The organism is Rahnella ecdela, assembly GCF_019049625.1.
Classification (GTDB): Bacteria; Pseudomonadota; Gammaproteobacteria; order Enterobacterales; family Enterobacteriaceae; genus Rahnella; species Rahnella ecdela.
The window spans coordinates 66,208-79,377 of the sequence record NZ_JAFMOY010000122.1 but is presented as its reverse complement, the minus strand read 5'-3'; the positions used below and the strand labels follow the sequence as shown (position 1 = coordinate 79,377).

Annotated in this window: 14 protein-coding genes; 7 read left to right on the top strand and 7 right to left on the bottom strand. The window is 53.5% G+C overall.

The window, feature by feature from the left end; genetic code table 11:
* Positions 1–38: 38 nt before the first annotated feature.
* Entirely contained in the window at positions 39–1,151 is a 1,113-nt protein-coding gene (locus tag J1784_RS09865; RefSeq protein WP_217149047.1) for a branched-chain amino acid ABC transporter substrate-binding protein, read from the bottom strand.
* Positions 1,152–1,555: 404 nt separating this feature from the next.
* Between J1784_RS09865 and panM the strand changes: the two genes are divergently transcribed.
* Positions 1,556–1,936: an aspartate 1-decarboxylase autocleavage activator PanM gene (gene panM / locus J1784_RS09860; RefSeq protein ID WP_217149046.1), complete on the top strand. Its 381-nt coding sequence runs from the start codon at positions 1,556–1,558 to the stop codon at positions 1,934–1,936.
* Between the two features lie 74 nt (positions 1,937–2,010).
* Here panM and rpoH read toward each other — a convergent pair whose 3' ends face one another.
* From rpoH to ftsY, 4 genes are all read right to left on the bottom strand, one after another.
* Positions 2,011–2,868, bottom strand: coding sequence for an RNA polymerase sigma factor RpoH (gene rpoH / locus J1784_RS09855; RefSeq protein ID WP_217149045.1), 858 nt, complete (start codon positions 2,866–2,868; stop codon positions 2,011–2,013).
* 317 nt (positions 2,869–3,185) lie between these two features.
* Positions 3,186–4,166: a permease-like cell division protein FtsX gene (gene ftsX / locus J1784_RS09850; protein ID WP_112290540.1), complete on the bottom strand. Its 981-nt coding sequence runs from the start codon at positions 4,164–4,166 to the stop codon at positions 3,186–3,188.
* Positions 4,166–4,831 (bottom strand): cell division ATP-binding protein FtsE, encoded by a 666-nt coding sequence (gene ftsE, locus J1784_RS09845; protein ID WP_217149044.1) that lies wholly within the window; start codon positions 4,829–4,831, stop codon positions 4,166–4,168. The genes ftsX and ftsE overlap by 1 nt, the downstream gene beginning before the upstream one ends.
* Before the next feature lie 5 nt (positions 4,832–4,836).
* Complete coding sequence (gene ftsY, locus J1784_RS09840; RefSeq protein WP_217149043.1) at positions 4,837–6,390, bottom strand: signal recognition particle-docking protein FtsY; 1,554 nt, start codon at positions 6,388–6,390, stop codon at positions 4,837–4,839.
* A gap of 225 nt (positions 6,391–6,615) precedes the next feature.
* Between ftsY and rsmD the strand changes: the two genes are divergently transcribed.
* Entirely contained in the window at positions 6,616–7,227 is a 612-nt protein-coding gene (gene rsmD, locus J1784_RS09835; protein WP_217149042.1) for a 16S rRNA (guanine(966)-N(2))-methyltransferase, read from the top strand.
* Position 7,228: 1 nt separating this feature from the next.
* Positions 7,229–7,507, top strand: coding sequence for a DUF1145 family protein (locus J1784_RS09830; protein ID WP_217149041.1), 279 nt, complete (start codon positions 7,229–7,231; stop codon positions 7,505–7,507).
* Positions 7,508–7,516: 9 nt separating this feature from the next.
* Here J1784_RS09830 and J1784_RS09825 read toward each other — a convergent pair whose 3' ends face one another.
* Positions 7,517–7,879 carry a DUF2500 domain-containing protein gene (locus tag J1784_RS09825; protein ID WP_217149040.1) on the bottom strand — a complete coding sequence of 121 codons (363 nt, stop codon included), beginning with the start codon at positions 7,877–7,879 and terminating at the stop codon, positions 7,517–7,519.
* Between the two features lie 217 nt (positions 7,880–8,096).
* Here J1784_RS09825 and J1784_RS09820 point away from each other — a divergent pair, with 217 nt between their 5' ends.
* Positions 8,097–8,723 carry a lysoplasmalogenase gene (locus tag J1784_RS09820; protein ID WP_217149039.1) on the top strand — a complete coding sequence of 209 codons (627 nt, stop codon included), beginning with the start codon at positions 8,097–8,099 and terminating at the stop codon, positions 8,721–8,723.
* A 114-nt stretch (positions 8,724–8,837) separates the two neighbouring features.
* A complete protein-coding gene (locus J1784_RS09815; protein WP_217149038.1) occupies positions 8,838–11,195 on the top strand; it encodes a zinc/cadmium/mercury/lead-transporting ATPase in 2,358 nt (785 codons plus the stop codon).
* Positions 11,196–11,214: 19 nt separating this feature from the next.
* On the opposite strand, the gene tusA is transcribed toward J1784_RS09815, so the two are convergent.
* On the bottom strand, positions 11,215–11,475 hold the full coding sequence (gene tusA / locus J1784_RS09810; RefSeq protein WP_217149037.1) for a sulfurtransferase TusA: 261 nt from the start codon (positions 11,473–11,475) through the stop codon (positions 11,215–11,217).
* A 238-nt stretch (positions 11,476–11,713) separates the two neighbouring features.
* Between tusA and J1784_RS09805 the strand changes: the two genes are divergently transcribed.
* Both J1784_RS09805 and J1784_RS09800 read left to right on the top strand, forming a co-directional pair.
* On the top strand, positions 11,714–12,385 hold the full coding sequence (locus J1784_RS09805) for a 7-cyano-7-deazaguanine/7-aminomethyl-7-deazaguanine transporter (protein WP_217149036.1): 672 nt from the start codon (positions 11,714–11,716) through the stop codon (positions 12,383–12,385).
* A 124-nt stretch (positions 12,386–12,509) separates the two neighbouring features.
* Positions 12,510–13,076, top strand: coding sequence for a DcrB family lipoprotein (locus tag J1784_RS09800; RefSeq protein ID WP_217149035.1), 567 nt, complete (start codon positions 12,510–12,512; stop codon positions 13,074–13,076).
* The last annotated feature ends 94 nt before the right edge of the window (positions 13,077–13,170 follow it).

Sequence of the window (13,170 nt, the reverse complement as noted above, 5' to 3'; positions counted from 1 at the left end):
GCGGCCAACGCAGAGGCGGCGCGAAGGATGCCGGGCATTTATTTGATTGGGGTAGACGTGCCGTCCTTATGCCATTCGAAGATACCGAATTCGAATCCTTTCAGGTCACCTTTCTCATCCCAGCTCAGCGGGCCCATGACGGTATCCACCGAAGCTGATTTCAGATTTTTAGCGATGTCAGCCGGTTCCATGCTGCCACTGCGTTCCATACCGGTGGTCAGCGCCTGCAATGCGGCGTAAGTCGTCCAGACGAACGGACCGGTAGGATCCAGTTTCTTGGCTTTCAGCGCATCTACGATTGGCTGGTTGGCCGGAACCTGGTCATAACGTTTTGGCAGAGTCACCAGCATACCTTCAGAGGCATCGCCGGCGATGTTAGACAGTGAGGAGTTGCCCACGCCTTCCGGCCCCATGAATTTCGCGTTCAGACCGGCCTGTTTTGACTGACGCAGGATCTGGCCCATTTCCGGGTAGTAACCGCCGAAGTAAACAAAATCGACGTTTTCTTTCTTCAGACGCGCCACCAGCGTAGAGAAGTCTTTGTCACCCGCGGTAACACCTTCAAACAGAACAACGTTGCCGCCGCCTTTTTTCAGTGCGTCCTGTACAGAACGGGCCAGGCCTTCGCCGTATTGCTGTTTGTCATGCACAACGGCGATGCGTTTTGGTTTGATAGTGTCGAGGATATATTTAGCTGCGGTCGGGCCCTGGTCGGAATCCAGACCGGTGGTGCGCATCACCATTTTATAACCACGGGTGGTCAGGTCTGCGTTGGTCGCAGCCGGGGTGATCATCAGCACGCCTTCGTCTTCATAGATATCGGAAGCAGGCTGAGTGGAAGAAGAACACAGGTGGCCGATCACGTAACGGATACCGTCGTTGATCACTTTGTTCGCTACCGCGACTGCTTGTTTCGGGTCACAGGCATCGTCATATTCCACGCCAACCAATTTGTCACCTTTCACGCCGCCTTCGGCGTTGATGTCAGCGATGGCTTGTTTTGCACCCGTAAATTCCATGTCACCGTACTGGGCGACCGGACCTGACATAGCACCAACAATGGCGACTTTGATGTCTTTTGCGAATGCCGCCTGACTCATTGCTAATGCAATACAACCTGCCAGCCAGATCTTACCCTTAGTTACTTTCATCCGATTACCCCGTTTGATGTGTGTTGTGGTTTGCTCTTTTTTGCCTGTTCAAAACATCGTCACTTACGAAATTTGGTATAAGTAATAATGAGTTACCGGCTTATTTCGTCTTATTTTCTAATAAGACTTTATAATTCATATCATTAAACAGGAATTTTCTTCTGCAAATCAAATAGCACAATCAGAAATATGAGGTGTAAACAGAATTTTATTTGGGTGAAAAAGTGGAGTGGAATTAAACAATCAGTCGTAAACACTGGCTTTATTGATTAAAGCCAACATTTATCGCTTATGCAGTGATCCCCAAAAAACTTTTCGACCTGTTACTGTACAAAAAAAGTTACGCCCGATTTTTAGTGGATTCCGCTACACTAAACGCCCCCCTTTTTCTGACCTTCTGCCTCATGAAATTAACTATCCAAAAACTGACGTCACTCAGCGCGCAGGATCTCATCGACCTGGCAAAAATCTGGCCGGAGCAAACTGAAAGCGACTGGCAAGCCAGCCTGCAAAATGACCATGCACTGTTTGCCGCAGTGTTCAATGAACGCATTCTCGGCGCAGTGAAAATCACGCTCGACGGCAATCAGGCTAAACTGAGTGATCTGCTGGTGCGCGAAGTGACGCGCCGTCGTGGTGTCGGGTTGTATCTGATGGAAGATTTACAGGCGCAAGTGCCGCAGGTAAAAAGCTGGACGATGAAGGCTGAGCCGGAACCGGTGCTGGATGCATTTATGCAGGCATGCGGGTTTTCACTGCAAGGGAATATCTGGAAGAAACCATAAATCCGGCATCAGATTTCAGGCATAAAAAAAAGCGACCCGAAAGGTCGCTTTTTTCGTTGCTACGTAAAGTGGGATCAGGCTTCGATCGCCATACGCAGTTTTTTCATCGCGTTTTTTTCCAGCTGACGAACACGTTCTGCGGACACACCGTATTTATCGGCAAGTTCCTGCAGGGTTGATTTGTTTTCGTCGTCTAACCAGCGGGCACGAATGATATCCTGGCTGCGTTCGTCCAGACCTTCCATTGCAGAGGAAAGTTTGTCGGTCGCGTCCTGATCCCAGTTATCTTCTTCGATGGTTTCTGCAAAGTCAGAACTCTTGTCTTGCAGATAAAGCATCGGTGCCATCGCTGCGCCGTCGCGTGGTTCATCGTCCGGTGTCGGATCAAACGTCATGTCCTGAGCGGCCATGCGTGATTCCATTTCCAGCACATCTTTGCTGGTGACACCCAGTTCGCGTGCAACGTGCTCCACTTCGTCGTGGCTGAACCAGCCCAAACGCTGTTTGTTTTTACGCAGGTTAAAGAACAGCTTACGCTGCGCTTTAGTGGTGGCGACTTTCACGATGCGCCAGTTACGCAGCACATACTCGTGAATTTCTGCCTTGATCCAATGCACGGCAAAGGACACCAGACGCACACCAACTTCCGGATTAAAGCGACGAACCGCTTTCATCAGGCCGATATTCCCTTCCTGGATAAGGTCTGCCTGTGGCAAACCGTAGCCTGAATAGTTACGGGCAATGTGAGCAACAAAGCGCAGGTGAGACAGGATCAGCTCTTTCGCTGCTTCCAGGTCACCGTCGTAATGCAGCCGTTCAGCCAGTGCCCGTTCTTCCTCTGCGGTGAGCATAGGATAGGCATTGGCGGCCCGAACATAGGCTTCCAGGCTACCTTGGGGTACTAATGCTAAAGTGCGCATTTCTTTGGTCATTCAAGCCTCTCATGTATGACGTAATGCAGGTTTTATACCACGTTGCTGCGGGATGATACCGCTACGTTGCTGGCCATTATTGGCGACAACAAAGCAACGCCGAGCCCTTCATATTCGCTGCTCTTCGACCACGAATTTTACATAAAGTTCACGGGCAGATTCAACAGTCTGAAGACTGTATGTGACAGACTGACTATTGGATAGTGAATTTGTGCCATTGCAGGGAAAGCAGGAAAAGATGGGACGATATAGCAATAAACGGCTGTTCCCCTGTACACAAAGACTGAGCAGCAGGGGAACATTATAGCAAATTATCGCTACTGTGGTGTAAATCGCCGTAAATGTTGAACCGTTGCCAGCCAGGCAGCGATCCAGCCAATCATAGCGGAGACGATCAGCAGCAGCAGGCTTTCGTCCCAGCCCAGACCGTGCAGGTCAAAGGTGGTGCCGAACACTTGCGCCACTTGCGTCACCACGCTCTCAAGGCGCAGTACCAGCACTTCGGAAAGGATAAGCGACAGCAGTGCGCCGGTAAAACCGAGCATCGCGCCGCCGTTCAGAAATGGTCTTAAAATGAACCCGTCGGTCGCGCCAATCAGCTTCATGACGTTGATGGTATCGCGACGGCTGAAGATACTCAGTCGCACACTGTTACCAATCACCAGGAAGACAGCGATCACCATCAGAACGCCGATCATGGCCGCAATTTGCCCGACCAGTCCGGTCAGCGCAGCAAGACGCGCAAACCAGCTGTCATCCATGCGCACTTCGTCCACGCCATGCACCGCTGCCACGCGGTCGCGCAAGGTGTTGAGCGTTGCGGAGTCCTGGAAATTCATTTTAGGCGTGATGATAGCCACCGCTGGCAGCGGATTTTGCTCCAGCATGTCCATCGCGCCGCCAAAGCCTGACCAGTTGCGGAATTCGCCCATCGCTTCTTCACGGGACAGATAATTAACTTTATCGACGCCCGCTTCGGTTTTGAGGGTTTTGACCACATTTTCTGCGGCGTCATCATCCAGCGCTTTGTCGAGATAAACGGTCAGCTGTGGCGTCGGATACCACTGTTCGGCCGCGGTACTGACGTTTTTCCACACCAGATAACAGACACTCGGCAGCGTCAGGGAAATCGCGATGACCATCACCGTGAGCAATGTCGCCAGTGGCTGACGCAACATGTCAGCCAGCGCGTTCATCCACGCATAACGCCACTGTTCACGCCAGCCACCCTGCAAGGCTTTACTTTTCGCAGCGCGGGCGCTTTTCGCGGTTTTCGCCGGATTCGGACTGTTCGCCATTAGTACACCCCTCCCGACGACATACGGCCCTGACTTAACGTCAGCGTGCGGTAATTACGGCGGGCAATCAGACCCACATCATGCGTCGCCATCAGAACGGTGACACCCACGCGGTTAAATTCTTCGAATAAACGCAAAATGCCTTCTGACAGTTCGCCATCGAGGTTACCGGTCGGTTCATCCGCCAGCAGCACTGCAGGCTTGTTCACCACCGCACGGGCGATGCCCACACGCTGCTGTTCACCACCGGAAAGCTGGATGGGCAGGTTTTTCGCTTTATCCAGTAATCCGACTTTATCCAGTGCCGCGGAAACGCGACGGCGGATATCTTCAGTGCTGGCGCCGGAAATAATCAGCGGCATCGCCACGTTGTCATACACGGTGCGATCCATCAGCAGATGGTGATCCTGAAAGATCATGCCGATCTGACGACGCAGAAACGGCACTTCGCTGGATTTCAGACGGCTGATGTCATGGCCGCCAAACAAAATGTGTCCGGCACTCGGGCGCTCAATGCCGCAAATCAGCTTGAGCAGGGTACTTTTACCCGCGCCAGAGTGTCCGGTCAGAAATGCCATTTCCGCTTGCTGGATGTGAAAATTGACGCCCTGAAGCGCCTGTCGTCCGCCCAGATAAGCTTTACTGACCTGTTCAAAGCGAATCATCCGTATTAATCCTCTCGGGCAAAAAGTGCCTCAATAAAATCGTCTGCCTTAAACGGCCTTAAATCTTCGATACCTTCACCGACACCAATGTAGCGGATCGGAATGCTGAACTGATCGGCGATGGCAAAGATCACGCCGCCTTTCGCGGTGCCATCCAGTTTAGTCAGCGTTATCCCGGTCAGCCCGACGGCTTCGTTGAACAATTTCGCCTGACTCACTGCGTTCTGGCCGGTGCTGGCGTCGAGCGTCAGCATCACTTCATGCGGCGCATCTTCGTCGAGCTTCTTCATCACTCGAACAATTTTCTTCAGCTCTTCCATCAGATGCGCTTTATTCTGCAAACGTCCGGCGGTATCAGCAATCAGCACGTCGATATTACGGGCTTTCGCCGCCTGAATGGCATCGAAGATAACAGACGCGGAATCCGCACCGGTATGCTGCGCAATCACCGGGATCTTGTTACGCTGACCCCAGACCTGCAACTGCTCAACGGCTGCGGCGCGGAACGTATCGCCAGCCGCCAGCATCACAGATTTACCCTGTGCTTCAAACTGACGCGCCATTTTACCGATAGTCGTGGTTTTACCGACGCCGTTTACACCAACCATCAGAATGACATACGGGGTTTTCCCGCTGACATCCAGTGGCTCGTCGACTTTCGCCAGTATTTCGGACATTTCTTCCTTCAGCTTACCGTACAACGCATCAGCATCTTGCAGCTGTTTACGCGATGCGTGTTCAGTCAGTGAGGCAATAATTTTGCGGGTAGTTTCGACACCCACGTCGGCGATCAGCAACTGTTCTTCCAGTTCTTCAAACAGATCGTCGTCGATTTTCTTACCGCGGAACAGACCGACAAAACCGGAGCCGAGATTCTGCTTGGTTTTGACCAGGCTGCGTTTGAGACGGGCGAAGAAACCTTCTTTGGTCGGACGTTCCTGCTCCGTTTCACCGGCAGGTAACACAACAATCGGATCCAGCGCCACCGGCAGAGGTTCTTCAGCAGCGGCAGAGTCGTCGACATAATCAATGGCGTCCAGACGTTCGTCTTCGGCGATTTCTTCTGCCGATTCAACAAACTCGTCTTCAACCGCTGCAGGCTGCGCGGCAACCTGCTCGGTGATATGAACAATTTCTTCTGCCAGTTCAGCGGCGGCCTGCTCGTGAACCGGTTCTGGATCCTTGAGCGGTTCCGGCTCAACTTCTGGCTCAGGTTCCACTTCTGGTGCCGGTTCAACATCTGGCTCAGGTTCAACTTCTGGCTCAGGTTCGACGTGAGGAGCCGGTTCAGCCACCGTTGCGATTTCAGCGGCAGACTCAGCAGATGTCGCAGCATCCCATTCGCCCGGATGTTGTTCTACCGGCACACCCGGCGCTTCAGCAGGTTCTTCACGCGCAGGCGCTTCGGCCGGTTGCTCTTTGGCAACCGGATGTTCTTCAACAGCAGGAAGTTCTTCAACAACCGGCTGTTCTTCGCGGATTTCTTCCTTCTGCTGTTCTTCTTCCTGACGGCCACGGCCAAACCAGGAGAAGAAACCGCGTTTTTTATCTTTTGCCATTTTACAACTTCACTCCTCGCCGTTAATGACTGGCGAACGGATTATTAATAGGGTTATGGTCAGGCAGTCTATCACTTTCCCCTTCAGGCAACACGCCCGCGTATTGAATTCCGGTGGTTTTTCAATCGACAATGTTAAACATTTGCCCAATGCCCGCACACCGGTAGAATAGCCTTCCAAACGATATGCAACGAAGCCGACGGCTTTGGATTACACAAGCGAACTATGGCAAAGAAACCCAACACTCCCGCCGCAGGCCAGATCCGAATTATTGGCGGACAATGGCGCGGACGCAAACTTCCGGTTCCACACAGTCCGGGACTGCGCCCGACCACCGATCGCGTACGCGAAACGCTGTTTAACTGGCTGGCGCCGGTTTTACAGGGCGCGCATTGTCTGGACTGTTTTGCAGGCAGCGGCGCACTCGGTCTGGAAGCATTGTCCCGCTACGCGGCCAGCGCCACACTGCTGGAGTTTGAGCGCCCGGTTGCGCAACAATTAGAGAAAAACCTGGCGCTGCTAAACGCCGGTGATGCGAAAGTATTTAACGTCAATACATTGAACTGGCTGGCAAAAGCCGGAAATGCTTTTGATGTGGTTTTCCTCGATCCGCCTTTCCGTAAAGGCATTCTGCAAGACACCCTGAACCTGCTTGAGCAAAACCAGTGGCTGGCTGATCAAGCCTGGATTTATGTCGAAACAGAAGCCGAGCACGGGACGTTGGATGTGCCCGCCAGCTGGCGGCTGCACCGCGAAAAAGTCGCCGGACAAGTTGCTTATCGTCTTTACCATCGCGATGTGACGCCTGAAACCGGCTCACCAGAACAGGAGCTGTAAGATGTTGATCAATATTGGTCGGTTGTTGATGTTATGTATTTGGGCGTTTCTGGCGTTTAACCTGATCCACCCGTTTCCGAAGCCGATCAAATACTTTTTAGACGTGGCGATTGTGTTCATGTTCTTCATGCACGGCTTGCAGGTGATGCTGCTTAAAGCCACGCAGGGCAAGGAAAAGGACACCATCGGCCCGTGGCTGCAAACCCGAATTTTCCTGTTCGGCGTGTTCGAACTGATGGCGTGGCAGAAAAAACAGCCGCCGCTGCCGTCTAAAAAATAGTTCTCCGCTTTACGGCGCGTCCTGCGCCGTAAACGTCACAAACCGCGTCCCTTTCACGGTCAACACGCCTTTTTGTCCTTTCGCCAGTGCGTTGTACGTTGTTTCATCCAGTTGCAATTTAATCTCTGAACCGCCCTTCAGCGGTTTAAAGTACCCTTCGTATTTCTTATCTTCGACCGGAATATGTTCGCGCTGACGTGAGCGGCGGTTAGGGGATAAATATTCGCGCTTGGCCGTGATCTCGACGCTGACCGAACGCGGCGGCGCCGCATCATTCTCGGCATTTGTCCGCCGCTGCTGGAAATACTGGCGGGTGGCGAAAATCGCAATCACCAGAACAAACAATACAAAAATCATCGGGGGTTTATTCATTATTTGGGCGGCTTCGCTGAAGATAAAAACGGAAATTTATCTGTCCAATTTACCACAGGCGGACAGACCACACCGTCCGATACAGGGATTTCTGATTGTCGGCGGTACGCCGACTCTCCTACACTGAGGATGAGTACAGGAAAACAGGATGCGTTTTCCTGAAGGCAGATCCTTGCGTTAGTTTGATTTTCTGTTCTGAAACATAAAAGGATAAACAATGAGTTGGCCATTCCTCGCAGTATTTTTCTCTGGCTGGTTATTCGTGGATGCCAGCTATCGCGGACCGCGCTGGCAGCGCTGGGTGTTTAAGCCCGTCACGTTATTACTGCTGCTCTTGCTTGCCTGGCAGGCACCCACGCTCAATGTTTACAGCTATCTGATCCTGCTGGGGCTGGCGGCGACGCTGGTGGCAGACGGCCTGTTGCTGCTGCCTGAAGAGCGGTTCATGTACGCCATCGGCGCGTTCTTCCTCTCGCATCTGCTGTATACGCTCAGTTTCGCCAGCCAGATGACCATTACCTTTTTCTGGCCGCTGCCGCTGACGTTGCTGATTATCGGCGCCCTATTGCTGGCGGTGATCTGGTCGCGTCTGGCAGAGCTTCGGTGGGCAGTGACCACTTACATCGCCATGACCTTGCTGATGGTCTGGCTGGCGGGCGAGCAGTATTTCGCGCGCAGTACCGATATGGCATTTTCGTTGTTCTGCGGCGCAGCGCTGCTTCTGCTGGCCAATATTTTCTGGCTGGTCAGTCGATACCGCGTCAAGTTTCGCGCGGCTGACGCGCTGGTTGCCGCCTGTTACTTCGGCGGACACTTCCTGATTGTCCGGTCGCTTTACCTGTAAATTCCTGCGGCGGAACCGTTCTGGTTCCGCTATATGAAAATTGTTCTTGACCTTAGAGCTGACTCCAACGTTTACAATGGGAGTAATTCCACTCGGTTTCGAACCGGAGGCTTTATGATCCCAATGAAAAATAACAACAGCTGTAGCTGCGGATGTCAGGGCAAACGCGCGCCTGCACTGCATATCAACAAAATCAGCACGCCCGTGCAGTCCGGCACACATCCTGCCAGCTGTTGCAGTGACAAAGCCCCGCTGGCGGCTTCGGCTTGCGCGTCCACCTCTGACAGTTGCTGCGCCCCGAAGACAGGTGAGCACTTACACACCTCAGATGACAGCAGCGCTGAAGGCTCGCCGGGCGAAGATGACCCCAGCACGCCGCTTTCCGGCAGCCAGCAATACAGCTGGAAAGTGGAAGGAATGGATTGCCCGGCGTGTGCCCGCAAAATCGAAAAAGCCGTGTCCGGCATTGACGGTATCAGCCGCGCCAAAGTGCTTTTTGCTACTGAAAAACTGGTCATTGATGCCGGTTTTGATATCACGCAAAACGTGCAGAATGCCGTTACTGCTGCAGGTTTCACCCTGCAATCTCTCGATAACAAACAAAACACCCCGCCACCGGAAGAATCACGTCTGAAAGAGGCGCTGCCGCTGATCGCCCTTTCGGTTCTGATGCTGCTGAGCTGGGTGCTCGATCATTTCAACCCGCAAATGGGTGAAATGGCGTTTATTGCCACGACGCTGGTGGGATTGTGGCCGGTACTTCGCCAGGCTATCCGCCAGACCCGCGCAGGTTCACCGTTCGCCATCGAAACACTGATGAGCATTGCTGCGATTGGTGCGCTATTTATCGGTGCCACCGCTGAAGCAGCGATGGTGCTGCTGCTGTTTATGGTCGGCGAACGTCTTGAATCTTTTGCCGCCAGCCGGGCTCGCAGCGGTGTGAAATCGCTGATGGCGCTGATCCCCGATACCGCCGTGCGTGTGGTAAATGGCAAATCTGAAACCGTGCCGGTCAGCAGTTTGCTTCCCGGTGACGTGATTGAAATCGCCGCAGGCGCACGTCTGCCTGCCGACGCCATTTTGCAAAGCGCCGCCAGTTTCGACGAAAGTGCCCTGACCGGTGAATCAGTCCCCGTCGACCGCATGCCCGGAGAAAAAGTCCCCGCAGGCAGCCTGTGCGTTGACCGGCTCGCGCATCTGGAAGTGGCCTCCGCGCCCGGTAACAGCGCCATCGACCGCATTCTGCAACTGATTGAAGAAGCTGACGAACGCCGGGCGCCTATCGAGCGTTTCCTCGATACTTTCAGCCGCTATTACACGCCGGTCATTATGCTGATGGCGCTGCTGGTGATTATCGTTCCTCCGCTGGCAATGGGGCTTTCGTGGGAAACCTGGATTTATCGCGGGCTGACATTACTGCTGATTGGCTGCCCTTGTGCGCTGGTGATTTCGACTCCGGCGGCGATCACCTCCGGACTGGCAGCGGCCACGCGTCAGGGTGCATTAATCAAAGGCGGCGCGGCGCTGGAACAACTGGCATTGATCCAAACCGTCGCGCTGGATAAAACCGGTACGCTTACGGAAGGTAAGCCGGAAGTCACCGACGTTTTAACCCTGAACGGTGCCAGTGAAGGCGAGGTGTTAAGCCTGGCCTCGGCGGTGGAGGAAGGTTCCCATCACCCGCTGGCGCAGGCGATTTTGGCCCGTGCAAAAACCAGTAATCCGTCACCGCTCACAGCGCAGGATCGCCGGGCGCTGACAGGTTCAGGCGTTGAAGGTATCGTATCTGGCCGTAAAATTCAGGTGCTCGCGCCGAAAAGTGTGGCAGAAAACAGCCTGACAACAGAGACTCTTGCGCGAATTAATGACTGGGAATCCACCGGGAAAACTGTGGTAGTGGTGTTGCAGGAAGATAGCGCGATAGGCCTGATTGCGATGCAGGATCGCCTGCGGGATGACGCCGCAGAAGCCCTGCAGAAACTTAAAACCCTCGGCGTGTCGGCGGTGATGCTGACCGGTGACAATCCGCGTGCGGCAAAAACCATCGCTGACCGGCTGGGCATTGATTTCCGTGCAGGCTTGCTGCCTGCGGATAAAGTTTCGGCAGTCACCGCGCTGAATACGCAGAAACCGGTAGCGATGGTCGGTGACGGCATCAATGATGCACCGGCGATGAAAGCCGCGACCATTGGTATTGCAATGGGAAGCGGAACGGACGTCGCGCTGGAAACGGCAGATGCGGCGCTGACGCACAACCGCCTGAGCGGGCTGGCGCAGATGATCAGCCTTTCACGCGCTACCCGCGCAAATATCCGTCAGAACATTACGATTGCGCTGGGGCTGAAGGCGATTTTCCTGGTCACCACGCTGATGGGGCTGACCGGATTGTGGCTGGCCGTGCTGGCGGATTCCGGCGCAACAGCGCTGGTCACCGCCAATGCGCTAAGGCTGTTGCGCAATAAATCGAAGTAACCAATATGGGGCTGAACATTCAGCCCTGTTTTTCGACCAGACCTTTACATAATAAATAGCGATACGGCTGGTTTTCGGTATCCGATGCCAGCAGCGTATGCTCCATAAAACGGCAGAAACCGGGAATATCGCGGGTCGTTGCCGGATCATCGGCGATGATCAGCAGCGTTTCGCCATCTTTCATGGTGCGTACCGCTTTGCGAACCATCATTACAGGTTCCGGGCAACGCAGCCCCAGCGCATCAAGCTGATGGTCGGGATTGATAAAGGGGTCGGTCATTTCGTGTCTCAACATCTACCTACGTGAATGGGCGGTTGTTTGGCAAAGGCGGATAGTTTAACCCGCTGGTTTTCTGGCGCAACAAACACGGCTCATTGCGCTAAAATTAACCGCTGGATCTGTTGCGCAAACGGTGCGCAAACAGGTACTATGCGCGCCGCACGCGATAATCGCTGCGAAAGTAAAAATATTCTTGGGTTCCCTCACCCCAATCTGCTAATAAAAAAAGGTCACATATATGTACTCCTTTACTGCTCAGCAGCGGTTTTCCGCGCTGATATGGCTTTCGCTATTCCACATTGCCATTATTACTTCCAGTAACTATCTGGTTCAGTTGCCCGTTTCCATTTTTGGTTTCCATACCACCTGGGGTGCGTTCACTTTCCCGTTCATCTTTCTGGCCACTGACCTGACCGTGCGTATATTCGGCGCGCCGCTGGCACGACGGATCATCCTTTCCGTGATGGTGCCTGCGCTGGCAATTTCCTATGTCATCTCGGCGCTATTCTTTGAAGCACAGTGGCAAGGCGCGCAAGGGCTCAGCAGCCTGAATATCATGGTTGCCCGGATCGCCACCGCCAGTTTTATGGCCTATGTGCTGGGGCAAATACTCGACGTTCACGTATTCAACCGCCTGCGCCAGAACCGCCGCTGGTGGATTGCGCCGGTGGCCTCGATGTTCCTCGGCAATATCAGCGACACGCTGTCCTTCTTCTTTATCGCTTTCTACAAAAGTACCGATGCCTTTATGGCGCAGCATTGGGTGGAAATCGCGATGGTGGATTACACATTCAAGGTGCTGATCTGCCTGGTGTTCTTCCTGCCGATGTACGGCATGCTGCTGAATATGCTGCTTAAGCGTTTATCCGCGCAGGGAAATAACCCGCATTCTGCCGTCCGCGCGCACTAAATAAGTACGCTGTAAGACACAAATCGCGCCATAATCTGACTTGCATTTGTGGCCTGAATAGGTTGCCATAAAGGCTGTTAAGTCAACATGTAAGCCTGGTGAACAGGCCACTTAAGGAAGCCCGATGCGTAATATCGCGAAAATGATGGGAATGGCAGTATTGATCGCCGGTCTGGCTGCGTGTGACGGTAAAACCACCGACGCACCTGCCGCAGATAAAAGTGCGCCCGCGGCCACAGCAGCGGCAGCGACCGCGCCGGTCAGCCTGCTGGAAGGTAAAGTCACCTTTTCCCTGCCGCAGGGAATGAGCGACCAGAGCGGCAAGCTGGGCACTCAGGCAAACAATATGCACGTGTACGCTGACAGCACCGGTCAGAAAGCCGTGATTGTGATCCTGGGTGATAACACCACCGAATCGCTGGACGTTCTGGCGGGTCGTTTACAGGATCAGCAGAAAGCCCGTGATACTAATCTGCAGATTGTGACCAATAAATCTATTCAGGTGAATGGTCAGACATTGCAGCAACTGGACACCGTGATCACCTCTGCGGGTCAGAAAGCCTATTCTTCCATCGTACTGGGCAAAGTCGACAGCCATTTGCTGACCATGCAAATCACCCTGCCGGCAGATAATCAGCAGCAGGCGCAGACCGATGCAGAAGCGATTATCAACACCCTGAAAATTCAGTAATTTCAGGCGTGGTAAAGCGAAAAGGCGAGGCTCAGGCTCCGCCTTTTTTGTCTTATACTGTTACTCATTCTCACAAAGGACGCCTCCACTGTAA

What these genes read in the sequence shown, in the direction of transcription:
- J1784_RS09800 (WP_217149035.1), top strand. Translation starts at nt 12,510, where the DNA reads ATGCGTAATATCGCGAAAATGATGGGAATGGCAGTATTGATCGCCGGT.
- rpoH (WP_217149045.1), bottom strand. Translation starts at nt 2,868, where the DNA reads ATGACCAAAGAAATGCGCACTTTAGCATTAGTACCCCAAGGTAGCCTG.
- J1784_RS09805 (WP_217149036.1), top strand. Translation starts at nt 11,714, where the DNA reads ATGTACTCCTTTACTGCTCAGCAGCGGTTTTCCGCGCTGATATGGCTT.
- J1784_RS09820 (WP_217149039.1), top strand. Translation starts at nt 8,097, where the DNA reads ATGAGTTGGCCATTCCTCGCAGTATTTTTCTCTGGCTGGTTATTCGTG.
- rsmD (WP_217149042.1), top strand. Translation starts at nt 6,616, where the DNA reads ATGGCAAAGAAACCCAACACTCCCGCCGCAGGCCAGATCCGAATTATT.
- J1784_RS09815 (WP_217149038.1), top strand. Translation starts at nt 8,838, where the DNA reads ATGATCCCAATGAAAAATAACAACAGCTGTAGCTGCGGATGTCAGGGC.
- ftsE (WP_217149044.1), bottom strand. Translation starts at nt 4,831, where the DNA reads ATGATTCGCTTTGAACAGGTCAGTAAAGCTTATCTGGGCGGACGACAG.
- ftsX (WP_112290540.1), bottom strand. Translation starts at nt 4,166, where the DNA reads ATGGCGAACAGTCCGAATCCGGCGAAAACCGCGAAAAGCGCCCGCGCT.
- panM (WP_217149046.1), top strand. Translation starts at nt 1,556, where the DNA reads ATGAAATTAACTATCCAAAAACTGACGTCACTCAGCGCGCAGGATCTC.
- J1784_RS09825 (WP_217149040.1), bottom strand. Translation starts at nt 7,879, where the DNA reads ATGAATAAACCCCCGATGATTTTTGTATTGTTTGTTCTGGTGATTGCG.
- J1784_RS09830 (WP_217149041.1), top strand. Translation starts at nt 7,229, where the DNA reads ATGTTGATCAATATTGGTCGGTTGTTGATGTTATGTATTTGGGCGTTT.
- J1784_RS09865 (WP_217149047.1), bottom strand. Translation starts at nt 1,151, where the DNA reads ATGAAAGTAACTAAGGGTAAGATCTGGCTGGCAGGTTGTATTGCATTA.
- ftsY (WP_217149043.1), bottom strand. Translation starts at nt 6,390, where the DNA reads ATGGCAAAAGATAAAAAACGCGGTTTCTTCTCCTGGTTTGGCCGTGGC.
- tusA (WP_217149037.1), bottom strand. Translation starts at nt 11,475, where the DNA reads ATGACCGACCCCTTTATCAATCCCGACCATCAGCTTGATGCGCTGGGG.